20 protein-coding genes are annotated in these 24,067 nt (G+C 60.9%); 10 read left to right on the top strand and 10 right to left on the bottom strand.

Annotated features, from left to right (window positions below; genetic code table 11):
* Nucleotides 1-5: 5 nt before the first annotated feature.
* The 6 genes from AC1DIJ_RS19460 (at nucleotide 6) to AC1DIJ_RS19435 (ending at nucleotide 6,412) form a co-directional block, all read left to right on the top strand.
* Nucleotides 6-1,676, top strand: coding sequence for a ribonuclease J (locus tag AC1DIJ_RS19460; protein ID WP_112389684.1), 1,671 nt, complete (start codon nucleotides 6-8; stop codon nucleotides 1,674-1,676).
* Nucleotides 1,677-1,680: 4 nt separating this feature from the next.
* A complete protein-coding gene (gene mce / locus AC1DIJ_RS19455) occupies nucleotides 1,681-2,085 on the top strand; it encodes a methylmalonyl-CoA epimerase (protein ID WP_112389685.1) in 405 nt (134 codons plus the stop codon).
* A gap of 118 nt (nucleotides 2,086-2,203) precedes the next feature.
* Nucleotides 2,204-2,485 carry a DUF1467 family protein gene (locus tag AC1DIJ_RS19450; RefSeq protein WP_112389686.1) on the top strand — a complete coding sequence of 94 codons (282 nt, stop codon included), beginning with the start codon at nucleotides 2,204-2,206 and terminating at the stop codon, nucleotides 2,483-2,485.
* A 584-nt stretch (nucleotides 2,486-3,069) separates the two neighbouring features.
* Nucleotides 3,070-4,392 (top strand): proline--tRNA ligase, encoded by a 1,323-nt coding sequence (proS, locus tag AC1DIJ_RS19445; RefSeq protein ID WP_112389687.1) that lies wholly within the window; start codon nucleotides 3,070-3,072, stop codon nucleotides 4,390-4,392.
* A gap of 13 nt (nucleotides 4,393-4,405) precedes the next feature.
* A complete protein-coding gene (locus AC1DIJ_RS19440) occupies nucleotides 4,406-5,713 on the top strand; it encodes a lipoprotein-releasing ABC transporter permease subunit (RefSeq protein WP_112389688.1) in 1,308 nt (435 codons plus the stop codon).
* A 15-nt stretch (nucleotides 5,714-5,728) separates the two neighbouring features.
* On the top strand, nucleotides 5,729-6,412 hold the full coding sequence (locus tag AC1DIJ_RS19435; RefSeq protein WP_112389752.1) for an ABC transporter ATP-binding protein: 684 nt from the start codon (nucleotides 5,729-5,731) through the stop codon (nucleotides 6,410-6,412).
* Here the strand turns inward: AC1DIJ_RS19435 and AC1DIJ_RS19430 are convergent.
* Nucleotides 6,409-6,873 (bottom strand): DUF5680 domain-containing protein, encoded by a 465-nt coding sequence (locus AC1DIJ_RS19430; protein WP_112389689.1) that lies wholly within the window; start codon nucleotides 6,871-6,873, stop codon nucleotides 6,409-6,411. The genes AC1DIJ_RS19435 and AC1DIJ_RS19430 overlap by 4 nt on opposite strands.
* Nucleotides 6,874-6,938: 65 nt before the next feature.
* Complete coding sequence (locus AC1DIJ_RS19425) at nucleotides 6,939-7,514, bottom strand: hypothetical protein (RefSeq protein WP_112389690.1); 576 nt, start codon at nucleotides 7,512-7,514, stop codon at nucleotides 6,939-6,941.
* A gap of 302 nt (nucleotides 7,515-7,816) precedes the next feature.
* Here AC1DIJ_RS19425 and dnaE point away from each other — a divergent pair, with 302 nt between their 5' ends.
* Entirely contained in the window at nucleotides 7,817-11,302 is a 3,486-nt protein-coding gene (gene dnaE / locus AC1DIJ_RS19420) for a DNA polymerase III subunit alpha (RefSeq protein ID WP_112389691.1), read from the top strand.
* On the opposite strand, the gene AC1DIJ_RS19415 is transcribed toward dnaE, so the two are convergent.
* Nucleotides 11,299-12,537 carry a L,D-transpeptidase family protein gene (locus AC1DIJ_RS19415; RefSeq protein WP_112389692.1) on the bottom strand — a complete coding sequence of 413 codons (1,239 nt, stop codon included), beginning with the start codon at nucleotides 12,535-12,537 and terminating at the stop codon, nucleotides 11,299-11,301. The genes dnaE and AC1DIJ_RS19415 overlap by 4 nt on opposite strands.
* A gap of 173 nt (nucleotides 12,538-12,710) precedes the next feature.
* Between AC1DIJ_RS19415 and AC1DIJ_RS19410 the strand changes: the two genes are divergently transcribed.
* Nucleotides 12,711-14,444 carry a GNAT family N-acetyltransferase gene (locus AC1DIJ_RS19410; protein WP_162706060.1) on the top strand — a complete coding sequence of 578 codons (1,734 nt, stop codon included), beginning with the start codon at nucleotides 12,711-12,713 and terminating at the stop codon, nucleotides 14,442-14,444.
* On the opposite strand, the gene AC1DIJ_RS19405 is transcribed toward AC1DIJ_RS19410, so the two are convergent.
* From AC1DIJ_RS19405 to AC1DIJ_RS19395, 3 genes are all read right to left on the bottom strand, one after another.
* Nucleotides 14,441-15,736 carry a DNA polymerase IV gene (locus AC1DIJ_RS19405; protein ID WP_112389694.1) on the bottom strand — a complete coding sequence of 432 codons (1,296 nt, stop codon included), beginning with the start codon at nucleotides 15,734-15,736 and terminating at the stop codon, nucleotides 14,441-14,443. The genes AC1DIJ_RS19410 and AC1DIJ_RS19405 overlap by 4 nt on opposite strands.
* Before the next feature lie 125 nt (nucleotides 15,737-15,861).
* Entirely contained in the window at nucleotides 15,862-16,527 is a 666-nt protein-coding gene (locus AC1DIJ_RS19400; protein WP_477831518.1) for a hypothetical protein, read from the bottom strand.
* Nucleotides 16,528-16,529: 2 nt separating this feature from the next.
* The gene (locus tag AC1DIJ_RS19395) at nucleotides 16,530-16,838 is read right to left on the bottom strand and encodes a DUF3572 domain-containing protein (RefSeq protein ID WP_112389695.1); all 309 of its coding nucleotides are present in this window, start codon (nucleotides 16,836-16,838) and stop codon (nucleotides 16,530-16,532) included.
* A gap of 135 nt (nucleotides 16,839-16,973) precedes the next feature.
* On the opposite strand from AC1DIJ_RS19395, the gene AC1DIJ_RS19390 reads away from it, so the two are divergent.
* Both AC1DIJ_RS19390 and AC1DIJ_RS19385 read left to right on the top strand, forming a co-directional pair.
* A complete protein-coding gene (locus tag AC1DIJ_RS19390; protein WP_003547430.1) occupies nucleotides 16,974-17,345 on the top strand; it encodes a response regulator in 372 nt (123 codons plus the stop codon).
* Between the two features lie 18 nt (nucleotides 17,346-17,363).
* The gene (locus tag AC1DIJ_RS19385) at nucleotides 17,364-18,737 is read left to right on the top strand and encodes a PleD family two-component system response regulator (RefSeq protein WP_112389696.1); all 1,374 of its coding nucleotides are present in this window, start codon (nucleotides 17,364-17,366) and stop codon (nucleotides 18,735-18,737) included.
* 761 nt (nucleotides 18,738-19,498) lie between these two features.
* On the opposite strand, the gene rpmG is transcribed toward AC1DIJ_RS19385, so the two are convergent.
* The 4 genes from rpmG to rnr form a co-directional block, all read right to left on the bottom strand.
* The gene (gene rpmG / locus AC1DIJ_RS19380; protein WP_003587245.1) at nucleotides 19,499-19,666 is read right to left on the bottom strand and encodes a 50S ribosomal protein L33; all 168 of its coding nucleotides are present in this window, start codon (nucleotides 19,664-19,666) and stop codon (nucleotides 19,499-19,501) included.
* A 93-nt stretch (nucleotides 19,667-19,759) separates the two neighbouring features.
* The gene (locus AC1DIJ_RS19375) at nucleotides 19,760-20,944 is read right to left on the bottom strand and encodes an MFS transporter (protein WP_112389697.1); all 1,185 of its coding nucleotides are present in this window, start codon (nucleotides 20,942-20,944) and stop codon (nucleotides 19,760-19,762) included.
* Nucleotides 20,945-21,218: 274 nt separating this feature from the next.
* On the bottom strand, nucleotides 21,219-21,677 hold the full coding sequence (locus AC1DIJ_RS19370) for a DUF983 domain-containing protein (protein ID WP_112389698.1): 459 nt from the start codon (nucleotides 21,675-21,677) through the stop codon (nucleotides 21,219-21,221).
* Nucleotides 21,678-21,695: 18 nt separating this feature from the next.
* Nucleotides 21,696-24,065: a ribonuclease R gene (rnr, locus tag AC1DIJ_RS19365; protein ID WP_112389699.1), complete on the bottom strand. Its 2,370-nt coding sequence runs from the start codon at nucleotides 24,063-24,065 to the stop codon at nucleotides 21,696-21,698.
* Between the last annotated feature and the right edge of the window lie 2 nt (nucleotides 24,066-24,067).

Raw genomic sequence — 24,067 nt, 5'->3', positions numbered from 1 at the left:
ACCTAATGGCGAAACAGGACGAACTGGTATTTCTTCCGCTGGGCGGCGTCGGCGAGATCGGCATGAATCTCGCGCTGTACGGCTACGGCCCCGCGGATCATCGCCAGTGGATCATGGTCGATTGCGGCGTGACCTTCCCGGGTCCCGATCTGCCAGGCGTCGATCTGGTGCTCCCTGATATCCGCTTTCTCGCCAAGGAGCGAAAGAGCCTCAAGGCGATCATCATCACCCATGCCCACGAGGACCACTACGGTGCGCTGGCCGATCTCTGGCCGGGCCTCAACGTTCCGGTCTACGCCTCGCCGTTCACGGCCGGGCTTCTCGAAGCCAAGCGCAATTTCGAGAAGGACGCGATCGGCGAAGTGCCGGTGACGATCTTCAAGGCGGGCGATACGATCAATGTCGGCCCCTTCAGCATCGAAGGCGTCGCCGTCAATCACTCGATCCCCGAGCCGATGTCGCTGATGATCCGCACGCCGCTCGGCAATGTCATCCATACCGGCGACTGGAAGATCGACCACGAGCCGTCGCTCGGGCCGCTGACAGACGAGACCCGCTTCCGCCAGCTCGGCGACGAAGGCGTCCTGGCGCTGATGTGCGATTCCACCAACGCGCTGCGCGATGGTGTCTCGCCATCCGAAAAGGATGTTTCCGCCAGCCTGCGCAAGATCATCGAGAATGCCGAAGGACGCGTGGCGATCACCACATTCTCCTCGAATGTCGGCCGTATCCGTACCGTCGCCGAGGCAGCAGAAGCCGCCGGCCGCGAGATCCTGCTGCTCGGTAGTTCGCTGAAGCGTGTCGTCGATGTCTCCCGCGAGCTGGGCCTGATGGAAGGCGTCAAGCCGTTCATCGCCGAAGACGAATACGGCTATATCCCGCGTGACAAGGTCGTGGTCATCCTGACCGGCAGCCAGGGCGAGCCGCGCGCAGCGCTCGCCAAGCTGTCGCGGGACGAGATGCGCAATGTGGCACTGGCCGCCGGCGATATCGTGGTCTTCTCCTCGCGCGCCATTCCCGGCAACGAGAAAGCCATTCAGGACATCAAGAACGGCCTCGTCGAGCAGGGCATTCACATCATCACTGACAGCGAAGCGCTGGTTCATGTCTCCGGCCATCCGCGCCGCAACGAACTGCAGAAGATGTACCAGCTGGTGCGGCCGAAGATTCTCGTGCCTGTGCACGGCGAGGCAACGCATCTGACGGCGCACAAGGAATTGGCCGAACAGTCGGGCATCGCAAGCGTTCCCCGTGTGCGTAACGGCGACGTGCTGCGCCTGGCGCCGGGTCCGGCCCAGGTTATCGACGAAGCGCCGCATGGCCGGATCTACAAGGACGGCTCACTGATCGGCGATTTCGAGGAAATGGGCATCGGCGATCGCAAGAAGCTCTCCTATGTCGGCCATGTCGCCGTCAACGTGCTGCTGGACAGCCGCTTCGACATCATCGGAGAGCCGGATGTCGTGGCGATCGGCCTGCCTGTTTACGACGACGAAGGTGATGAACTCGAGGATACGCTTTATGACGCTGTCGTCGGCGCCATCGAGAGCATTCCGCGCGCCCGTCGCAAGGATCTGGACATGGTGCAGGAGGCCGCGCGCCGCGCCGTGCGCTCTGCCGCAAACCATGCCTGGGGCAAGAAGCCGGTTGTGACTGTCTTCCTCAGCAAGGTCTGACCTTATGCTCGGCCGCGTCAATCACATCGCGCTTGCCGTCCCCGATCTCGCTGCGGCGAGCGCCAGCTATCGTGATACCCTGGGTGCCAGGGTGTCACAGCCGCAGGCCCTGCCTGACCACGGCGTCACCGTCGTATTCGTCGAGCTCGAGAACACCAAAGTCGAACTGCTGGAGCCGCTCGGCGATGCCTCGCCGATCGCAGCCTTCCTCGAAAAGAACCCTGCCGGCGGCATGCACCATATCTGCTACGAGGTGGCGGATATCATCGCTGCCCGCAACCGGCTTCTGGCGTCAGGGGCGAGAGTGCTGGGCAACGGCGAGCCGAAAACCGGCGCCCATGGCAAGCCGGTAGTCTTCCTGCACCCCAAGGATTTCTTCGGGACATTGATCGAGCTCGAGCAGGTTTAATTCTGCTGCGGCAGAGTGACCTATTCCCCGGCCTTGAACGTCAGGTGATTTGAGCTTCTTGCCATTCCGCTCTATAAGCGCGGCGTTGCGATGGTCGTAACGCGATTTGGAACCCACCATGCTGCAGATTTTCTTACAGGGCTTCGCCGTCTATTTCATCGTCTGGTGGATCACGCTTTTCGCCGTTCTGCCCATCGGTCTGCGCACGCAGGCGGATGACAACGAGGTGGTGCTCGGCACCATTCCAAGTGCGCCGACACGCTTCCGCGCGCTCTTCGTGTTCTCGACGACGACGGTGGTTTCAGCGATCGTCTATGGCGCTTGGTACTTCTCGTCGACCTACTTCGGCTGGGGGTTCGACGCCCTGCCGCAGATCGGCCCAGCCTTCAACATCGAATAGGGCTTTTGCTCAATCTTTGAGCATATGTGTTAACTGTCGAGAAAATGCCGTCATACGGCTGTCATCAAGATGATGCAAAGAGCTCACGCGGCGGCAGGAGCATCTGCCGTAACGTCAATTCTCTGATATTCACGTTAGGGAAGAGGCTGAAAAACCAAAAAAAAACAAGGCTAAAAGCCTTGTTTTAAGTATCGCGTGATCCGTAACCGTTACCGGGGCTGCGACAAGCGCGCCTAAGATCTGATCCTCCCAAGACTTGACCGCGAGTTGGCAAGAATTTATCTCCTTGCCTGTTTTGTGAGCTGAAACTAGCTCAAAGAATGGGCTTTGTCACCAGCTTTTTTTGCATTTTTGCTACAGTCGGGTAAAAAATTCCTGTTGACGAGATTTTGATGCAAGCCCTTATAAACACGCGATTTTTTCTGCATTCGCATTTTCCGGACGTTAACTTGCGTCTGCGGAAGGCTGCTTGCGTATCGCGCGGGTTTCTTTCCGGCTGCGAAGCAGATATGAACGCTGCCACTGTTAACGATTGCCGTCGATTCCGCGATTGATGTGGAATCCCAACTGCTCTGGAATCCGTCATGCGTCTGTCCCGCTACTTCCTGCCCATCCTGAAGGAAAACCCCAAGGAGGCGGAAATCGTCTCCCACCGGCTGATGCTGCGCGCCGGCATGATCCGCCAGCAGTCGCAGGGCATCTATTCCTGGCTGCCGCTCGGCAAGCGCGTCCTCGACAAGGTCAACAATATCATCCGCGAGGAGCAGAACCGCTCCGGCGCCATCGAGCTGTCGATGCCGACGCTGCAGTCTGCCGAGCTCTGGCAGGAAAGCGGCCGCTACGACGCCTATGGCAAGGAAATGCTGCGCATCAAGGACCGCCAGGACCGTCCGATGCTCTACGGCCCGACCAACGAAGAGATGGTCACCGACATCTTCCGGTCCTACGTCAAGTCCTACAAGGACCTGCCGCTGAACCTCTATCATATCCAGCTGAAGTTCCGCGACGAGATCCGTCCGCGTTTCGGCACCATGCGCTCGCGCGAGTTCATGATGAAGGATGCCTATTCCTTCGACCTGACGCGCGAAGGCGCCGAGCACTCCTATAAGAAGATGTTCGCCGCCTATCTGCGCACCTTCGATCGTCTCGGCCTGCGCGCCATTCCGATGCGTGCCGATACCGGCCCGATCGGCGGCGATCTCAGCCACGAATTCATCATCCTGGCCGACACCGGTGAATCCGAAGTCTACAGCCATAAGGACTTCGTGAATTTCGACATTCCCTCTGTCGATACCGATTTCGACGACGTCGCCGGTCTGGATGCGATCTTTAAGAAGTGGACGTCGGTCTACGCCGCCACCTCGGAAATGCACGACGAGGCCGCTTTCGACGCCATCCCCGAAAGCGACAGGCTCTCTGCGCGCGGTATCGAAGTCGGTCATATCTTCTATTTCGGCACGAAATATTCCGACCCGATGGGCGCCAAGGTCCAGGGACCTGACGGCAAGGAACACAATGTTCACATGGGTTCTTACGGCATCGGCCCGACACGCCTTGTTCCCGCCATCATCGAAGCATCGCATGATGAGAACGGAATCATCTGGCCGGCCTCCGTCGCGCCGTTCGATGCGATCGTGATCAACATGAAGGCCGGCGACGCCGCTTGCGACAGCGCCTGCGAAAAAATCTATGCCGCGCTCTCTAAGGCCGGCAAGGACGTCCTTTATGACGATACCGACGATCGCGCCGGAACGAAGTTCGCGACGGCAGACCTGATTGGCGTTCCGGTTCAGATCATTGCCGGCCCGCGTGCGGTCGCGAACGGCGAAGTCGAAGTCAAGGACCGCAAGACGGGCGCCCGCGAAACGATGACGATCGACGCGGCGATCAACAAGCTCTTGGGCTGATATCGGAGGCGAAATGGCAGACGCAGCAGTGGACCAGCGGGGTTCCAAATCCGGTTTCGGTTCGGCGAGTAAGCCATTTTCCACCTTCGAACGCATGGTCGCCTGGCGCTATCTGCGCGCCCGGCGAAAGGAAGCCTTCATTTCGGTGATCGCCGGCTTCTCCTTCGTCGGCATCATGCTCGGCGTCGCGACGCTGATCATCGTTATGGCCGTGATGAACGGGTTCCGCACCGAGCTGATCTCGCGCATTCTCGGCATCAATGGCCATATGATCGTCCAGCCGGTCGATGCGCCGTTCACCGACTATGCGGCGCTGACGGAGAAATTCGCCGCTGTGCCCGGTATCCGCATGGCGCTGCCGCTGGTCGAGGGCCAGACGCTGGCGTCGGGCCAGGGTGGGGCGGGCAGCGGCGCGCTGGTGCGCGGTATCCGCTCCGAAGACCTGACCAAGCTCAAAACCGTCTCCGACAACATCAAGTCCGGCGATCTGGTCGGCTTCATGTCCGGGCAGGGCGTGTTGATCGGCTCCGGCATGGCCAACCAGCTTGGGCTGCAGGCCGGCGATACGATCACGCTGATTTCGCCGGAAGGCGACGTCACGCCGATGGGCGTCAATCCGCGTGTCAAGTCCTACACCATATCGGGTATCTTCGAGATCGGCATGTCGGAATATGATTCCGCCATCATCTACATGCCGCTCGAGGAGGCGCAGCTCTATTTCAATTCGGAAGGGCTGGTCCAGTCGATCGAGCTCTTCGCCAACAATCCCGATGATATCGACAATCTGAGGCCGAAGGTGGAGGCTGCCGCCGGCCGCCAGATCGCCATCACCGACTGGCGCCAGCGCAACCAGACCTTCTTCTCCGCCCTTCAGGTCGAGCGCAACGTCATGTTCATGATCCTGACGCTGATCGTTCTGGTCGCGGCGCTGAACATCATCTCCGGCCTGATCATGCTGGTGAAGGACAAGGGCAGCGATATCGCCATCCTGCGCACCATGGGCGCAAGCTCCGGTGCGATCATGCGCATCTTCTTCATGACCGGCGCCGCCATCGGCATCGTCGGTACGCTGGCAGGCGTTCTGCTCGGCGTCGTCGTCTGCATCAATATCGAGTCGATCCGCCAGTTCTTCTCCTGGATCACCGGCACCATTCTCTTCAATCCGCAGCTCTATTTCCTGAGCCAGCTGCCGGCACAGATGAGCGTCAGCGAGACGACCTCTGTCGTCATCATGGCGCTGACGCTGTCCTTCCTTGCGACCATCTTCCCGGCCTGGCGCGCCTCGCGCCTCGATCCGGTGCAAGCGCTACGCTACGAATAAGGAATGCTGAACTCCATGAAACGCAATGTCGTTCTCAAGCTTTCCGGCGTCGAGCGTCACTACGGGCAGGGCGATACGGTGCTCTCCATTCTGAAGGGCGCGGATTTCACGCTGCATAGCGGCGAAATCGTCGCTCTCGTTGCACCATCGGGCACCGGCAAATCGACCCTGCTGCATCTGGCGGGTCTGCTTGAACATCCTGATGATGGCGAGGTCAGCATCAACGGTCATGCCTGCAACGGGCTCTCCGATGACAAGCGCACCGCGATCCGCCGCAGCGAGATCGGCTTCGTCTATCAGTTTCATCACCTGCTGCCGGAATTCTCGGCGCAGGAAAACATCATGATGCCGCAGATGATCTCGGGCTTGGCGCGCAAGGAAGCCGCCGTCCGCGCCCAGCAGCTGCTCGAATACATGCGCATCGGCCATCGCGGTTCCCATCGCCCAGGCGAACTCTCCGGCGGCGAGCAGCAGCGCGTGGCGATCGCCCGCGCAGTTGCCAACGCGCCGAGCCTGCTTCTCGCCGACGAGCCGACCGGCAATCTCGACCCGGAAACCGCCAACTACGTCTTCGACGCGCTGGAAGCGCTGGTTCGCCAGTCCGGTCTCGCGGCCCTGATCGCCACCCACAATCACGATCTCGCCGCGCGCATGGACCGCCGTGTGACGATCACCGACGGCAAGGTCGTCGAATTCTAAAGGCGGATCAGACCGCCGCGATAATCGAGTTCGTAAGCGCGCCGTTCTTCGACGACAATCATCTCCATGCCGCGGAAATGCCCGCAATCACCCTCGCTTCGGTCGATATACAGGCCGAACGCGTGCTCATATTCCATGCCGCCGAGAAAGCGTTTTTCACCACCATAAAGCGCCGAGAGCGCTGCCTTGATCACGGCCCCGGCGCGGCTACCGTCGATCAGCCGCGGCTCGATGATGTGGCCGAAGTAGTTCATCGCCCAGACGGGCTCGCCATTCAACCAGACGGTCTCCTGGCCTGCGAAATCGGTGCCGCCGAAATAGCTGTCGAGATAGCGCCATTCGCCGCGCTCATAGCCGATATCCTGCGATCCCGGCCGGCAGGCCGCGATCTTTGCCCCGCCGCCGACATAGGTCTGCGATTTTGCCTCGACGATGAAGTCGTTCAAGAGAGTGAGATACATGCCGCGCCTCCTGCGATATGTCTCGCAGACGTCGCGCTTTTTGTAAAGAACAAAAAGAGAACAAATCAGTTGCCGCAGATCGACTGGCCGGTTTCGGCCTTCCAGTCGGTAATGGCGATAACGCGCGGCTCCGATGTCTGATCCTTGCCGGCTTTTTGCAATTTGCCCGTCAGCGCATTGTAGTCGCAGGTGCCACCGGCATCCGGGTCGAGCGTGTCGTAATCGCTGTAGGTATAGCCGGCGACGACGAACTGGCCGTTGCGATAGGCGAGCGTCAGTGTTTGCTCCCAGCGGTCCCGGCCGATGGCGCTGTTCTGCGAATGCACGGAGATCGACGATTTCCCGGCGGCCTTGATCGACGGCTCCTGGCCGTAGATCCCGTCAACAGCCGTGCTGCCCCAGATCTTGCCGGGTGCGCTGGCCGCAAGCCGCAGCAGATCGTGGTCGTCGCGCAGATAGATGTAGATGCCGAGCTGATCGTCTTCGGCATCCGCCGCAGCCTCGGCAAGCACTGCCAGATCAGGCTTGCCGTCGCCGTTCCAATCGCCCACGGCAGCATCCACGACGCGGGCGGGGCCGGCGTCGGCGGCAATAGCGGCCTGAGCCGAAAGCAGAGCGGCGGCAAGGATTGTGAGGCGCATGTTTCTCTCCTGTTCCGCGTTAACCAAACAGAAAACAATCCTGTTGACAACGGAACAATAGCGGAACAAACTAAAAACATAACGAGTAAAGGAGAGCCAAATGACTGACATGATCCGTGACGTCGCAGCATTCACCTCCATCGCAATGTTTGTTGCCAGCTTCTCTCTGATTCTGATGGCTATGTAATTTTTCAGGGGCCGCATGGCTGCCATGCGGTTCCGGACAGGGACTTCTTCTGGACATCTCGACGGGCAGGACCGACAATGGCACCGATTCATACGGGCGATTGAAGGGACGTGTCATGGCGGATGCAGAGGGCGGATTTATCGGCGGGACGCCGGGTTTCGTTCATCTGCGCGTACACTCGGCCTATTCGCTGCTCGAGGGTGCGCTGCCGCTGAAGAAGATCCTCTACAAGGCTTCGGGCGACAGCCAGCCGGCGATTGCCATCACCGATACCAACAATCTCTTCGTCGCCCTCGAATTCGCCCAGAAGGCGATGGACGAGGGGCTGCAGCCGATCATCGGCTGCCAGATCTCCGTCGATATGGAAGACGGACTGGAAGTTGAAAAGCGCGGCGGCCAGCAGATGATGGGCAAGCTGCCTGCGATCGTCGTGCTGGCGGCAACAGCTGCCGGTTACGAGCGGCTCGTCGATCTCGTGAGCCGCGCCTATCTCGGGGGTGAAGACAATCAGGCGGTCCACGTCCGCGCCTCCTGGCTGGAGGAAGCCGGCACCGAGGGGCTGATCGCGCTCACCGGTTCGCTGGGCGGCCCCATCGATATGGCCCTGAAGCAGGGGCACATGGCGCCTGCGGTTTCGCGCCTGCTGCGTCTCAAGGCGCTGTTCGGCGACCGGCTCTATGTCGAGCTGCAGCGCCATGGCACCTATGACAAGCGCCACGAGCAGAAGATGATCGGCCTTGCCTACGAGCACGATCTGCCGCTGGTGGCGACCAACGAGGCCTTCTTCCCGGCGCGGGACGACTACGACGCGCATGACGCCTTGATGGCCGTGGCGCACAACGCCATCGTCTCCGACGACAGCCGCTTCCGCCTGACGCCGGATCACTATCTGAAGAGCCGGGCGGAGATGGCCAAGCTGTTTGCCGATCTGCCGGAGGCGCTGGAAAGCACGCTGGAGATCGCCAGACGCTGCTCCTTCGTGCTGCAGACCCGCAAGCCGATCCTGCCGCGCTTTACCGGCGCCAGCGACGACGCCGACGAGGCCGATCGCGCCGAATCCGGCGAGCTGCGCCGTCAGGCCGTCGAAGGCCTCGATATGCGTCTGGCGACGCTCGGCATGTCACCGGGCTACGAGGAAAAGGACTATCGCGACCGGCTGGAATTCGAGCTCAGCGTCATCGAGAAGATGAAATTCCCCGGCTACTTCCTGATCGTTGCCGACTTCATCAAATGGGCCAAGCTGCAGGATATTCCGGTCGGCCCGGGCCGCGGTTCCGGTGCGGGTTCGCTGGTCGCCTATGCGCTGACGATTACCGACGTCGATCCGCTGCGCTTCTCGCTGCTGTTCGAACGCTTCCTCAATCCCGACCGCGTGTCGATGCCCGACTTCGATATCGACTTCTGCCAGGACCGCCGCGAAGAGGTGATCCGCTACGTGCAGAAGAAATACGGCCGCGAGCAGGTGGCGCAGATCATCACCTTCGGTTCGCTGCAGGCGCGTGCTGCACTGCGCGACGTCGGCCGCGTGCTCGAAATGCCCTATGGCCAGGTCGACAAGATCTGCAAGCTGGTGCCGAACAACCCGGCCAATCCGACGCCGCTGTCGAAGGCGATCGAGGAAGAGCCGAAGCTGCAGGAAGAGGCGGCCAAGGAGCCCGTCGTCGCCCGTCTGCTCGACATCGCCCAGAAGATCGAAGGCCTTTACCGCCATGCCTCGACCCACGCCGCCGGTATCGTCATCGGCGACCGTCCGCTGTCGAAGCTGGTGCCGATGTATCGCGATCCGCGCTCCGACATGCCGGTCACCCAGTTCAACATGAAATGGGTGGAACAGGCCGGCCTGGTGAAGTTCGACTTCCTCGGCCTGAAGACGCTGACCGTTCTGAAGGTCGCCGTCGATTTCGTCGCCAAGCGCGGTATCAAGGTTGATCTCGCCTCGATCCCGCTCGATGACAAGAAGACCTACGAGATGCTGTCGCGCGGCGAAACGGTCGGCGTGTTCCAGGTGGAAAGTGCCGGCATGCGCAAGGCGCTGATCGGCATGAAACCCGACTGCATCGAGGACATCATCGCGCTGGTGGCGCTCTACCGCCCGGGCCCGATGGAAAACATCCCGACCTACAACGCCCGCAAGCATGGCGAGGAAGAGGTCGAGTCGATCCATCCGACCATCGACTACCTGCTGAAGGAAACCCAGGGCGTTATCGTCTACCAGGAGCAGGTCATGCAGATCGCTCAGGTGCTCTCCGGCTACTCGCTGGGAGAGGCCGACCTTCTGCGCCGCGCCATGGGTAAGAAGATCAAGGCCGAGATGGACCAGCAGCGCGAGCGCTTCGTCAGCGGCGCCGTTAAGAATGGCGTGTCGAAGCCGCAGGCCGACAATATCTTCGAATTGCTCGCCAAGTTCGCCAATTACGGCTTCAACAAGTCACACGCCGCCGCCTACGCCATCGTCTCCTACCAGACGGCCTATATGAAGGCGCATTATCCGGTCGAGTTCCTCGCCGCCTCGATGACGCTCGATATGTCGAACACCGACAAGGTCAACGACTTCCGTCAGGACGCCAAGCGCCTCGGCATCGACGTGATCGCGCCCTCGGTCCAGACGTCGTTCCGGCATTTCGAGACGGGCGAGGAGCGGATCTATTATGCGCTGGCAGCGCTCAAGGGCGTCGGCGAAAATGCCGTCGAACACATCGTCGCGGTGCGTGGCGACAAGCCGTTTTCCAGTATCGAGGACTTCTGCCTGCGCATCGATCCGCGTCAGGTGAACCGCCGCGTGCTGGAAAGCCTGATCTATGCCGGCGCCTTCGATTGCTTCAATCTCGACCGGGCGCAGCTTTCGGCTGGTCTCGATCGCGTGCTCGGCTATGCGCAGCGCGCCCAGGAAAACAAGCTGAGCGGCCAGTCCGATATCTTCGGTGGCGCGCTGTCGTCGGGACCGGAAAAGATCGCCCTGCCGCCTTATTCGCCTTGGCTCGCCTCGGAGCGGCTGCTGAAGGAGTTCCAGGTTCTCGGTTTCTATCTGACGGCGCATCCGCTCGACAGCTACAACAGCCTGCTGGACAAGATGCGCGTGCAGACCTTTGCCGATTTCTCGGCAGCCGTCAGGCAGGGGGCAGCCAATGGCCGGCTGGCCGGTACGGTGATCTCCAAGCAGGAGCGCAAGACGCGCACCGGCAACAAGATGGGCATCATCGTCTTCTCGGATTCGTCTGGCCAATACGAAGCCGTGCTGTTTTCCGAGATGCTGAACCAGTATCGCGATATACTGGAATCAGGAAAATCCTTCGTCATCACCGCCACCGGCGAAGAGCGCCCAGAAGGCATCGGGCTGCGGATCCAGACCATCCAGTCGCTGGAAGAAAAATCGCTGCAGATGCAGAAGACGCTGCGCGTCTATGTCCGCGATTCCGGCCCTCTGAAGGCGGTTGCCGCTCATCTGAATGCCAAGGGCGAGGGGCTGGTGTCCTTCATCGTCATCAAGGAAGATGGCAAGCGCGAGGTCGAGGTGGCGCTGCAGCAGAAATACCGCATCACCCCGGAGATCGCCGCGGCGCTGCGCGCAGCACCCGGCATTGTCGATGTCGAGCTCGTCTAGCGCGTCACGGTGATGAAGTCGGTTCCGGCGCCGGTCTCGGGGCCGAGGCCGGTATCGGAAATCGTCATCGTCGAACCGGCGGCCAGCATCATGTCCACCTTGCGCCTGGTGTCGTCGGGGATCTGGATCCGCGACAGCGCGTTGGCGATCGGGCTGCCCATGATGATCGAGCCTTCCTGCGTCTTGATGCCGAGGCGCTTCATCGTCTGTGACGGCAGGTTGTTATCAAGCGTCAAGCCCAGCCAGTCGGCCGTGCCGTTTTCCTGATCCACGTTGTGCAGCGTGAAGAAATGCGTTCCGAGCGCCAGTTGCGGGTTCTCGATGGTAACGGGAGCCTCGAAGACAGGCTTGAAATCCTGGCGGATCATCAGCACGCCGTTCGGCGGCTCGCCTTTGCCTACCGCAGCGTAAACTTCCCTTAGGAGAGTATCGCTGGTCAGCGTTCGGTCGCCCTTGAACGCAGTGGGGCGCAAGGCCTTGAAAGCATTGATCGCCTGCACCGTCGATGGGCCGAGCAAACCATCCGGATTGCCGGCATTGAAGCCGAGCTGATTGAGGAAGGTCTGGATGTCGATGATCGATTCCCGCTGGGCGCGGCGGGTGATCAGGATGCGGATCGGCTCAAGGTTTTCAGCGGGGGTTGCCGTTGGCGGGATCAGCGATGCAGACACCGTGTTCATCGCCAGTTGCACCGGCTCGCCATCGGTGCTGCCGATGGATGGGCGCAGCTGGACGTCGGAGAGCAGCAATGCCGGTTCCGGCGCATTCGGGCGGAACAGCGACGGGTGGTCGATCGGCTCGGGCACGACGGCAGCATTGCTGATGATAACAGGAACGCTGAGATCCGTCATCTTGTAGAGCTCTTTGGCGAAGGCGGCGGGCATACGCACGCAGCCATGCGAGGCCGGATAGCGCGGCACCGAATTCGACTCGTGCAGCGCGATGCCGGACCATGTCAGCCGCTGCATCCACGGCATCGGTGCTGCCGAATAGAGATTGGACTCGTGATATTTCTTCTTCTCGAGCACCGAGAAGATGCCGCTCGGCGTCGTGTGGCCGGGCTTGCCGGTCGAGACTTTCGAGGTCGCCACGACCTCGGTGCCGTCATAGACCGCAAGCGACTGCTTGTCCTTGGAGACGATGATTTGCAGCGTCCTGGCATCCGCTGCCAGAGCAGGGTTCACCAGTGCGGTTGCCGACAGCAAGCCGAGGCCGAAAACAAAACGCGAGAACATGTTACCCAACCAATACGCAATACTCGAGGGGAACAATATTCAACGAAGTTTAAGGAAGGCTTGATCGCGAGCCTCCGGGGCGACCGTCACGCACTCGTGATCAAGCGGCCGCTTATTGTAGTGGGCGCGAATGTATGCAAATCTTGACGCTGTGGCGGTTGGGGAGCCGGGCTATGCACGTCGATATTGTGTCTGCGTTCGACGAACTCGAGAAATTGCAGGGCGACTGGGAGGCGGTCTATGACGCCGATCCGGAATCCAACTATTTCATGTCCTGGAACTGGATGCGGCGCTATCTGCAAACGCGCGCTAACTGGCATGTTCTGGCGGCAAAGCGCGCGGAAGCGGATGAGCATTACATCGCATTCCTGCCGCTGCAGATCCGCTTGGATTTCGAGCCGGGGAAGGGTTTTTTCAATGCCATCCATATGGCCGGCATGCCTTTCTCCGTTTACAGCGGCATTCTCTCACGGCCCGAATGGTCCGATGAGGCAATGGCGGCTTTCGCAGCCTGTCTGCAGACCTTCAACTGGCGCCGGTTCAATCTCGATGAGATCTATCTGTCGGACCAGCGTCTTTCCGCACTGATCGGCAGTTTCCCGCGCCAGGAATTCGTGCCGGCAAAGGTCGTCCGGGCTGACCATATCACCGATGCCGGCGAGAGCATCGATCACGACGCCTATGTGTATATTCCGCTGGCGGATGACTTCGAGACATTCCTCAGTACCCGCCTCAGCGCCAAGGCGCGCCGCAACGCCCGGGTCGCCATGCGCGATTTGGCGAGCGGAAAGCATGGGCTGCACGTCACCCATACGACGGCCGAGACATTCGAGCAGAATCTCGAGACCTTCTATGCGATGTGGAATGCGCAATGGGGTGTGCGTCAGCCGGATTATGCCGCCGGGATCATTGCCGGTTGCCGCAAGATGTTGCCCGGTTCGCTTGATGACGGATCGCTTCTGGTGCCTGTGCTTTGGGAGGGCGACAGGCCTGTCGCCATGCAGGTCCTCTATCTCGATCACAAGAAGAAGACGATGATCTGCTTCATCGGCAGCCGGGATAGCAATGCGGCCTCTCATAGCCCAGGCTTCACGCTGCATTGTTATTGCCTTCGCTGGGCAATCGAGAATGGCTACCGGAACTACGATTTCGGTACCGGAGATTTTGCCTACAAGTTCACTTTCGGCGGCGAACAGCAGCTGGTGGAGCGTCGCAGGGTGATGACGGTCTCCGAGCGCAATATCGGCGATCGTCTCGACCCGCGCTCGCTGGACGCGGCCTGTTACCGCGCCGCGCAGATGGCAGCGAAAGGCGATATCGAAAATGCCGATCTCTGCTGCCGCCAGATCCTCGCCACCGATCCTTCTCATTCCCAGGCGCTGGCGCTGGCTGAAAGCCTCGAAGCGGCACGGTGCCGGCCTGCTGCGGATGTCGAGCTGGAGGCGTTGATGCGCACCGCGATCGCAGATCACCGTGAGGGCGCCCTGGCGCGCGCCGAATCCGGCTATCGCCGCATCATCGAAGCGGTGCCTGGGCACTTTGCCGCCCTGCATCAGCTGGCGCTCGTGCTGTTGCAGCAGGGCCGCCTCGATGCCGCAAAGTCGTCGATCCTTGAGGCGCTGGCCGCCGGGCCTGGCAATGCGGCCGCCCATTGCACCTGCGGCAATATCCTTGCCGCTCTGTCCGAGGATGCTGCGGCCATCGCCAGCTATGAGCGCGCCATCGCCCTCTCGCCGTCCTATGCCGCGCCCTTCAACAATCGCGGCAATGTTCTGCGCCGGATAGGCCGGCTGGAGGATGCGGCGGAAAGCTATTCGCGAGCCCTCGAACTGGCGCCCGATCACGCCCAGGCGGCGCTGAACAAGGCGGCCGTGCTGGCGCAGATCAACGCGATGGCCGTCGCTTAGCGGTCGCGCTTGCCGCTGCCGAACGTGTAACCGGTCTCGACGGTGTTCTTGCCGAACTTTTCGCGCAGCTTGTCCATCGCCGCTTCAGCGGCGGCGCGGCGGGTCGATTGCTCGTCGATCAGATCGGGCGGATCGGCACGGCCGGGATCGCATAGATCGGAAACGCCGATCCCGATCAGCCGGAATTTTGTGCCGTCGGTCTCCCGTTCAAGCAGCTCAACGCCGGTGCGGAAGATCCGGTCGGCAAGCTGCGTCGGGTCTTCGAGCCGCCTGTTGCGCGTCCGTAGCTTGAAATCCGCAGTCTTCATCTTCAGCACGACGGTATGGCCGGCGATGTCATCCTTCTTCAGCCGCCAGGACACTTTCTCGGAGAGGTTCCGCAGGATCGGCACGAGATCCTCGTGGCGGGAAATGTCTTCGAAGAAGGTGGTTTCCGACGAGACGCTTTTCGCTGCCTCGTTGAGATGCACCTCGCGGTCGTCGATGCCGCGGGAGAGCCGGGCGAGGCGCTGGCCCATGCTGCCATAGCGGCGCATCAGGTCGGTCTCTTCCATCTGCTGCAACTGACCGATCGTCCGGATACCGTCGGCCTCCAGCGTCGCCGCGAAGGCCTTGCCGACGCCCCAGATGGTCGTTACCGGGCGCGGCGCCAGGAACTCGACAGCCTCTTCACGCCCGATGACCGAAAAGCCGCGGGGCTTCTGCAGGTCGGAAGCAACCTTGGCGAGGAACTTGCAGTAGGAAAGCCCGACCGACACGCTGATGCCGATCTCCTTCTCCACCCGCCGTACGAATTTCGCCAGCGTCCGGGCAGGGGGATCGTTGTGCAGGCGCTCGGTGCCGCCGAGTTCCAGGAAGGCCTCGTCGATCGACAGCGGCTGCACCAGCGGCGTCAACTCCTGCATCATCGACCTGACCTCGCGGCCGACCCTGACATATTTCTCCATGTCGGGCCGGATGACGATCGCCTGCGGGCAGGCTTCCAGCGCCTTGAACATCGGCATGGCGGAGCGCACGCCATGAATGCGGGCGATATAGCAGGCGGTGGAAACCACGCCGCGCTTGCCGCCGCCGATGATCACGGGCTTGTCGGCGAGCTCGGGATTGTCGCGTTTTTCGACCGCCGCATAAAAGGCGTCGCAGTCGATATGCGCCAGCGTCAGGCCGTAAAGCTCCTTGTGCCGGACAAGCCGCGGGCTTCCGCAGCTGACACAGCGGCGCGTCTCCGCCTTCTGCTCGGCAAGGCAGTCGCGACAGAAGCCGGGTGTCTTGTCAGGTGCAGCCAAAGTCATCACGGGAACAAATATTGAACATCGCGACATTACGCTCTAAGTTCTTGAGTCTCAAGACAGAGGAGCGCCGTGGCGTTGGATAACAAACGGCATTTTGGGGCCGTTGGATCGATGAAGACAGCGGATCAGCCGCGGCCACTGCCGCCGGAGGCGCCAAAGTGTTCGCCGATATGAACAGATGCCTCCGCCCACCCCTTGATCCGGGCAATGCCTTCCATGGCCGAAGGGGCAAAGCGATGAATGTCCGACTCCGGCATCAGGTGCAGCAGCAGGCAATCCTCGACATGTTCGTGGACGGAATGAAGGTTGCGGACCATGTCGTCGATAAAGGCAACGGGCACGTCCCGCGCACCGTGAAGCGCCTTGACGATCGGCCCCTTGGGCTGCAGCGACGCCAGAAGCGGGTAATGCAGCTCGAAGCGGTCGAGCAATCTGCGGCGCTGGTCGCGATAGACGGGCGGCATGGCCGTCAGGAGCACGATGTCGGCGGTGCCGGAAAGGCGCGCCAGAGTTTCCTCTGCAAGCAGAAGCGGCGCCTGCCACTCTTCCTGCCGCTCGAAAAAGGTTTCGATCAGCCGGCTGACAGTGACTTCGTCAGCCGCTGTCCCGTCCGGCGTTTCGATGTTTCCGTGCAGCTTGAACGATCGCGGCACCAGCCGGTAGCCCTCGCTCTCAAGAAAGCGTTCGAACGGCACGATGAATTGCAGCACGACGTCATCGACGTCGCAGACGATCAGGGGCCGGTCGGCGAGCCGCACATGCGATGTGTCGAGGTGCTCGATCTCGGCCACGGTCAATACTGCCCCGAATCGAGACCGGGCGACGAGAAATGCTGCCAGGCAGCCGTCAGCGCCTCGGGCGGCGTGCCGCTCGCCTGGCAGAAAGCCAAGGCTGTCGGCTCATGCTGCATGACGAAGTCGAGCATGCCGGAAAGGAAGGCCGTATCGTTGATCGCGTTGCGCACCTGGGCCGGTTCAATGCCGGTCAGCGCAAGAAAACGCGAAAACATGTCGGGTTCATTTGCAAGCCAGCCGAGTACGGCGATCGCCGTTTCATGCGGATCCCTGGCCAGTTGTTTAGAGGTCTTGAAGTTGCTTTGCATTTCGCTGGGTAAGTTACCTTTTTTTCAACCAAATACCGGTAGCTTGCCGCTATCGGTTTCGTCGAGCCGCGCGTTCGCAGGTCGCTTCTTGTCAGGCGGACATTTGCAGGGACGGAACATAGGAACGAGCTTGCCATGCCCAAACAGGTGATGATTGTAGAAGATAATGAGCTCAACATGAAGCTCTTTCGCGACCTGATCGAGGCCTCGGGATATACGACCATTCAGACCCGGAACGGCATGGAAGCGCTTGATCTTGCTCGAAAACACCGTCCGGATCTGATCCTCATGGACATTCAGCTGCCGGAAGTTTCCGGTCTCGAGGTGACCAAGTGGCTGAAAGAGGATGACGAACTGCATGTCATTCCCGTGATCGCGGTCACCGCATTCGCGATGAAGGGCGATGAGGAGCGAATCCGTCAGGGCGGCTGTGAGGCTTATGTGTCCAAGCCGATCTCGGTTCCCAAATTTATCGAAACGATCAAGACGTATCTCGGCGATGCTTAGTGCATCGGAAAGAAGCTCATGACTGCGCGCATTCTGGTTGTTGACGATATTCCGGCGAACGTGAAGCTGCTCGAAGCGCGGCTCGTCGCCGAGTATTTCGACGTGCTGACCGCTGCCGATGGCTATGAGGCGCTGGCGATCTGTGATCGCAACCAGGTCGATATCATTCTTCTCGATGTCATGATGCCGGGTCTCAACGGCTTCGAGGTCTGTGAGCGCCTGAAGGCAAACCCGAAGACCTCTCATATTCCGGTCGTCATGGTCACCGCGCTCGATCAGCCAGCCGACCGCGTGCGCGGCCTGAAGGCCGGTGCCGACGATTTCCTGACCAAGCCTGTCAACGACCTGCAGCTGATCTCGCGGGTCAAGAGCCTGCTGCGCCTGAAGACGCTGAGCGACGAACTGCGTATCCGCGCCGAAACGGCGCAGACCATGGGCATGGACGATCTGCTGCGGGCAGGCGAGGGACGCGCCGAGGACGCAGGTCAGATCCTGCTTGTCGACGGCCGCGCCAATTCGCAGGAACGCATCATCAAGACTCTGAAGCCGATCGCCGATGTGACGGCGATCTCAGATCCGCAGGCGGCTCTCTTCGAAGCGGCTGAAAATGCGTTCGAGCTGGTGATCGTCAACACCAATTTCGACGATTACGATCCGCTGCGGCTCTGCTCTCAGTTCCGCTCACTGGAGCGCACGCGCTTCCTCCCGATCCTGATCATCACCGAGCAGGGCGCCGACGACATGGTCATCCGGGCGCTGGATCTCGGCGTCAACGACTACATCATCCGTCCGCTCGATCCGAACGAGCTTGTCGCCCGCAGCCTGACGCAGATCCGCCGCAAGCGCTTCAACGACCGCCTGCGCGCCAGCGTCAAGCACACGATCGAGCTCGCGGTTACCGACGCACTCACTGGGCTGAATAACCGCCGCTATCTCGACAATCACCTGAACGTGCTCTTCAACCGCTCGATGGCGCGGGGCAAGCCGCTCTCGGTGCTGATCACCGACATCGATCGATTCAAACAGGTCAACGATACCTACGGCCATGATGCTGGCGACGAAGTCCTGAAGGAATTCGCCAACCGCATCCGCTCGACCGTGCGCGGCGCCGATCTTGCCTGCCGCTATGGCGGCGAGGAATTCGTCGTCGTCATGCCCGATACTTCCCCGGAGGTCGCGGCAGCCGTGGCGGAGCGCCTGCGGGCGTCGATCGAAGACAATGGCTTCACGTTGAAATCGGCAGGCGAGGAGCTGAAGGTCACGGCCTCGTTCGGCATCGCTTCGCGCCAATCGAGCGTGTTGACGCCTGATCAGCTGATGAAGCAGGCCGATCTCGCGCTTTACAAAGCCAAGAACACCGGCCGCAACCGAGTCGTCGCCGCGGCGGCCTGACGATACCGGGCCTGTTTAGCGGGTGGTTTTCCCAGTTTTCCACCGGCAGCGGTGAAAGATTAACAAATTTTAATGATGCCGCTGCCATATCGCATGCTGTTTTTCAACTAAGACCCCAAAAATGGAGAGCCGATACAATCGTCCAATTTGAGGGGGATTTGTGTTCGTTTTCACGAATAGAATCGTTCTCAAAAGTCAGCGTCAAGCATAAATGGTTTTGCGCCAAGAGTTGTGGTGATATTACTATTCGCGTGAGCGTAAATCGGCTACCTAACGTAACGGAAGTGCGCGATAATTGTACTGATATATATTTCCGGTGTTCTTCGATCGCGTTTTTCTTCATCAAGTAAAGAAACGTGATTCGTTCATTTCGCACCTGCCCCAAAATTGGACTTTTAACCATAGGGACAAGCTCACAAATCTAATCATTAAGAATTTGTTGATTTTCTTTCATTTTCGGGCAAATTATCGAGCCATAAGAAAAGCGCTCCCGAACATGGGATGCCGAAATACCCCATGATGCTCAGGTCCGCCGCATCTCCTGGGTCGTGGGGTCGGTCGGCTAGTTCGCAACTTTAAGCGGTTCCTCGTGCCGCGTTGCTTGCTGGCCGACCCCCTTTCGTAAAAACACCGCCCTTGCCGATAAACCGGTAGGGCGGTGTTTTTGTTTGCGCTAACATTTATCGTGACGGTAGACCGGAAAACGAAAAAGGCGCGCAGCCGTTGGGCGCGCGCCTTTTTCAAAACCCAGGGATCAAGAATTACTTGATCTTGGTTTCCTTGAACTCGACATGCTTCTTAGCAATCGGGTCGTACTTGGTCTTGGTCATCTTGTCCGTCATCGTGCGGCTGTTCTTCGTCGTGACGTAGAAGAAGCCGGTGTCGGCCGTCGACAGCAGCTTGATCTTGATTGTGGTAGCCTTAGCCATGGTCGTCCTGCCTTTAATAAAATGAATGCCGTGGCAAGCCGGATGGGCTCCACGGCAAATTCTGGCGCGAAAATACGAATCTCGCCCGAAATGTCAACCTCGCTTTCGAATGAAAAGCAGTCTTATGCCTGAAAGCAGGGCATAAATGCCGAAGAAGCCGGCGATTGCCCAGGCAAATCCGTCATTGCCGGCAACGTCGATCGCCGCGCCGATCACCTGCGGACCGGCAACGGTGCCAACGGCGTAACAGAAGACGAAGGCGGCGTTGGCGGCGGCGAGGTCGGAGCCCGTCAGCCGCGAGCCGAGATGGTTGAGCCCGACCGTGTACAGACCGGCCACACAGCCGCCCCAGAAGAGCAGGACGCCTGCCATGAGTACCCAGCTATGCACGAGCAGCGGCAGCATCAGCGAGCCGATACAGCCCATGAAAGCCATAGCTGCGAGCAGGGGGCGCTTGTCCTTCATCTTGTCGGACAGCAGGCCGACGGGAATCTGGAAGATCACGTTGCCGATGCCCATCACCGTCAGCAGCAGGGCAGCCTGCGATTCGGTAAAGGCGGCGCGGGTCGCATAGATCGGAAACAGCGCCAGGCCGCCCGCTTCGACCGCTCCGAAGATGAAGACGGCGGCGGTCGCCGTCGGCACCAGGAAGACGTAGCGCATGAAATGCAGTTCCGGCTTCTCTTCCAGCACCGGGCTTTCGTAGCGCGCGATGAAGATCGGGATCGCGGCAAGCAGGATGGCGACAGCGCCGACGGCAAAGGGAAGCACGCCGTCGCTGCCGAGGATCGAGAAGAGCAGGGGGCCGGCGGCAAAGCCAAGCGACAGCACTGTCGCGTAGATGCCGAGCACGAAGCCGCGTTTCGATCGCGGCGATGCGGCGTTGATCCAGAACTCGGACAGGATGAAGAGCGTTGTCGTCGCACCATGAAAGGCGAAGCGCAACGGGAACCACATCCAGAAGTCCTGGGCGTAGTAGAAGCCGATGGCGCTTAGTGCCGAGATCACCACCGCCCACAGCATGGTGGAGGCAACGCCGTATTTATGCGCCAGCTTCGTCGTGATCGGTGCGGCAGCCATGGCGGCAACGCCGGCCATCGCGGTGTTCAGTCCGATCAGCGTCGATGAAATACCGCGTTTCTCAAGGATGATGCTGAGCAGCGGAAGGCCAAGGCCGATCGCTATGCCGACGGCAGAGATCGACGAGACGGCGGCAACGAGCGACGGCCAATGGATTTCTTCAACATCGCCCGGCGTGCCGTTTCTCGGCTGAGACATATATCCATCCTTGAATGACTGAAACGAATCACCCGTCTCGTGTCACACAGAAGGGCACAGACATGCCAAATCCAGGTGACGGGCAGAGCTTTAAGGGAAGTCCGGCGCTGATGGCAAGAGATCGAATAGTCGAACATCAGATCAGTCAAGAAAACGCGCACCACTTTATTCGCCGGACAAAGACACAGGCAGGCAAAAAAACCCGCCACGCGCATGAGCGTTGCCCAATACAAGCGAATTATGTCTGGATGGTGAAGGTGCCTCGAAACGCGCCCTAGGGCTTGTCCCTGCCGGGAATCTCATAGACGTCGTGGTCGTCGCTATGACCGCCGAAGCCGTGCAGCCGCAGCGCCCATTGCAGGCCGATGACGCCGCCCTTGATCGGCTGGATGATGAGGAGCGCGGAGAGCAGCGTCGCCGGCGCCCAGATGGCGAAGGTCAGCCACATCGGCAGCGGCCAGACGAGATCGGTCAGCATGTAGCCACCGAGAATGACGTGGCCGATGACGAAGATCGTCAGATAGGGCGGCAGGTCGTCGGAACGGTGATGATGCATCGCCTCGCCGCAGGCCGCGCAATTGTCCACCGGCTTCAGAAACGCCCGGAAAAGCTTGCCGCTGCCGCAGTTCGGGCATTTGTTCAGCATGCCGCGGATGATCGAGCGCGTCAGCGGACGTTCGGCCGCGTCTGTGCCGCCGAATTGGACCGGGTGATCGGGTGCAGGCGTCGTCATCGCAGTCTTCCTCTGGCGTTAGCGCCGCCCGCGCGGCGGTCTCGTGCCTGCCTTCTTGCGGGCCTGCATGTTATCGCGGCGGCCGGACTTGTGGAACGAGCGCACCGCCGTCGGCATCGCCCGTCCTTCGCTGACCATCTCGAAGCGCAGCGCGCCGGCCAGCGGAATAGCCTCGGCAAGCTTGACAGTGACGGTGTCGCCCAGACGGTAGCCGAGCCCGGTCCGCTCTCCAGACAGCGCCTGATGCGCTTCGTCGTAGATGAAATAGTCGCTGCCCAGCGTAGATATAGGGATGAAGCCGTCAGCTCCATACTCGGGCAGGGCGACAAATAGTCCCGACTTGGTCACGCCGGAGACCCGACCCTCGAATTCCTCGCCGACGCGGCCGGCAAGGTGATGGGCGATCAGGCGATCGACGGTCTCGCGTTCGGCGGCCATCGCCCGGCGCTCGAAGGTTGAGATTTCGGCGGCGATATCGTCGAGCGCGGCCTCTTCCTCGGGCGTGATCCCGCCTTCGCCGAAGCCCAGCGAGCCGACCAGGGCGCGATGGACGATCAAGTCGGCGTAGCGGCGGATCGGCGAGGTGAAATGCGCGTATTTCATCAGGTTCAGGCCGAAATGCCCGATATTCTCGGGGCTGTAGATCGCCTGGCTCTGTGAGCGCAGCACCATTTCGTTGACCATCGTCTGATGCGGCGTTCCATCGGCTTTCGCAAGGATGCCATTGAAATTGTTGGCGCGCATGTTGCCGCCCTTGGCAAGCGAAATGCCGAGCGTTGCCAGAAACTCGCGCAGGATCTCCTGCTTGGCAAGCGTCGGGCCGTCATGCACGCGATAGATCAGAACCTGCTTCTTCTTCTCCAGCGTTTCGGCAGCCGAAACGTTGGCCTGGATCATCATCTCCTCGATGAGCTTGTGTGCGTCGAGCCGCGGCGGCACGAAGACGCGGTCAACGGTGCCGTCATTCTTCAGCAGGATCTTGCGCTCGGGCATGTCGAGCTCGAGCGGCTGGCGCCGCTCGCGGCCGCGCGTCATCACCGCATAGGCGTTCCACAGCGGCTTCAGGATCGGCTCCAGCATCGGGCCGGTCTTGTCGTCGGGCTTGCCGTCGATGGCCGCCTGCGCCTGCTGGTAGGAGAGCTTCGCCGCGCTCTTCATCATGATGCGGTGGAAGGTGTGGCCGATCTTGCGGCCTTCCTTCGAAAACACCATGCGCACCGCAAGTGCCGGACGATCGACGCCTTCGCGCAAAGAGCACAGATCGTTGGAGATGCGCTCCGGCAGCATCGGCACGACGCGATCCGGGAAATAGACCGAATTGCCGCGTTTCAGCGCCTCGCGGTCGAGTTGCGATTTCGGCCTGACATAATAGGAGACGTCGGCGATCGCCACGGTAACGATGACGCCATCGGCATTGTCAGGCGAGAGGTCGGTCTCGGCATAGACGGCGTCGTCGTGATCCTTGGCATCGGCGGGGTCTATGGTGATCAGCGGAACGTCGCGCCAGTCCTCGCGATGCGACATCGAAGCAGGCTTGGCAGCCTCCGCCTCATCGATGACGGCCTGCGGGAAGACATGCGGAATGCCCTGGGCGTGGATGGCGATCATCGAGATCGCCTTCTCGGAGCCAACCGAGCCGACAACCGAGAGAACCTTGGCGCGCGGCAGGCCGAAGCGGCCGAGCCTTGCGATCTCGACCTCGACCAGGTCGCCGTCCTTGGCGCCGCCGGTATATTCGGGGTCGATCACCATTTCCTCGCCGCGCCGCTCGATCGGCAGCAGCCGTCCGGCACCGCCGGGAGCGGTGCGGAATACGCCCATGCTGGCGCCGCGGCGCTTGTCGAGAACCTTGATGATGCGGGCGGTATAGGAGGGGCCGCCGCGATCGGCAGCCGGAAAGATTTTCGCGAGAACCCGGTCGCCCATGCCGGCAACGGGCGCCTTGCCCTTGCCCTGGCGTCCCGCAGGTGAGGACTGGCGGATGGCAACGGCAGGCGCGACGCCCTGATCATCGGGCCATTCTGCCGGGCGGCCTATCAGCTCGCCATCCTTGTCGCGCGTGGTGATGTCGAGAACGGTCACCGGCGGCAATGCGCCCGGGCGGATCAGCGACTTGCGGGTCTTCTGCAGCATTCCCTCTTGCTCGAGGTCACGCAGCAGATGCTTGAGTTCGACGCGCGTATTGCCCTTGAGGCCGAACGCCTTGGCGATCTCGCGCTTCGATGCCTTCTGCGGATGGTCGGCGATGAAGCGCAGTACGACTTCGCGCGACGGCATGGCGCCGTGGACGATGTCCGCTGCTGCAGGTTGGGCTTCGCTGCCCGCACGGCCAGTCTTGCCCGGACGCTTGCCCGGGCCTCTTGTCTTCTCGCGCGGTATCTTGCTCACAC

It is taken from the genome of Rhizobium sp. 10N427 (assembly GCF_056394605.1).
The sequence above is the reverse complement of the archived record's forward strand: the minus strand, read 5'-3'. Positions and strand labels throughout refer to the sequence as shown.

Excerpts from the sequence above, each read along its gene's own strand:
- AC1DIJ_RS19460 (WP_112389684.1), top strand. The coding sequence starts at position 6 with ATGGCGAAACAGGACGAACTGGTATTTCTTCCGCTGGGCGGCGTCGGC.
- mce (WP_112389685.1), top strand. The coding sequence starts at position 1,681 with ATGCTCGGCCGCGTCAATCACATCGCGCTTGCCGTCCCCGATCTCGCT.
- AC1DIJ_RS19450 (WP_112389686.1), top strand. The coding sequence starts at position 2,204 with ATGCTGCAGATTTTCTTACAGGGCTTCGCCGTCTATTTCATCGTCTGG.
- proS (WP_112389687.1), top strand. The coding sequence starts at position 3,070 with ATGCGTCTGTCCCGCTACTTCCTGCCCATCCTGAAGGAAAACCCCAAG.
- AC1DIJ_RS19440 (WP_112389688.1), top strand. The coding sequence starts at position 4,406 with ATGGCAGACGCAGCAGTGGACCAGCGGGGTTCCAAATCCGGTTTCGGT.
- AC1DIJ_RS19435 (WP_112389752.1), top strand. The coding sequence starts at position 5,729 with ATGAAACGCAATGTCGTTCTCAAGCTTTCCGGCGTCGAGCGTCACTAC.
- AC1DIJ_RS19430 (WP_112389689.1), bottom strand. The coding sequence starts at position 6,873 with ATGTATCTCACTCTCTTGAACGACTTCATCGTCGAGGCAAAATCGCAG.
- AC1DIJ_RS19425 (WP_112389690.1), bottom strand. The coding sequence starts at position 7,514 with ATGCGCCTCACAATCCTTGCCGCCGCTCTGCTTTCGGCTCAGGCCGCT.
- dnaE (WP_112389691.1), top strand. The coding sequence starts at position 7,817 with ATGGCGGATGCAGAGGGCGGATTTATCGGCGGGACGCCGGGTTTCGTT.
- AC1DIJ_RS19415 (WP_112389692.1), bottom strand. The coding sequence starts at position 12,537 with ATGTTCTCGCGTTTTGTTTTCGGCCTCGGCTTGCTGTCGGCAACCGCA.
- AC1DIJ_RS19410 (WP_162706060.1), top strand. The coding sequence starts at position 12,711 with ATGCACGTCGATATTGTGTCTGCGTTCGACGAACTCGAGAAATTGCAG.
- AC1DIJ_RS19405 (WP_112389694.1), bottom strand. The coding sequence starts at position 15,736 with ATGACTTTGGCTGCACCTGACAAGACACCCGGCTTCTGTCGCGACTGC.
- AC1DIJ_RS19395 (WP_112389695.1), bottom strand. The coding sequence starts at position 16,838 with ATGCAAAGCAACTTCAAGACCTCTAAACAACTGGCCAGGGATCCGCAT.
- AC1DIJ_RS19390 (WP_003547430.1), top strand. The coding sequence starts at position 16,974 with ATGCCCAAACAGGTGATGATTGTAGAAGATAATGAGCTCAACATGAAG.
- AC1DIJ_RS19385 (WP_112389696.1), top strand. The coding sequence starts at position 17,364 with ATGACTGCGCGCATTCTGGTTGTTGACGATATTCCGGCGAACGTGAAG.
- rpmG (WP_003587245.1), bottom strand. The coding sequence starts at position 19,666 with ATGGCTAAGGCTACCACAATCAAGATCAAGCTGCTGTCGACGGCCGAC.
- AC1DIJ_RS19375 (WP_112389697.1), bottom strand. The coding sequence starts at position 20,944 with ATGTCTCAGCCGAGAAACGGCACGCCGGGCGATGTTGAAGAAATCCAT.
- AC1DIJ_RS19370 (WP_112389698.1), bottom strand. The coding sequence starts at position 21,677 with ATGACGACGCCTGCACCCGATCACCCGGTCCAATTCGGCGGCACAGAC.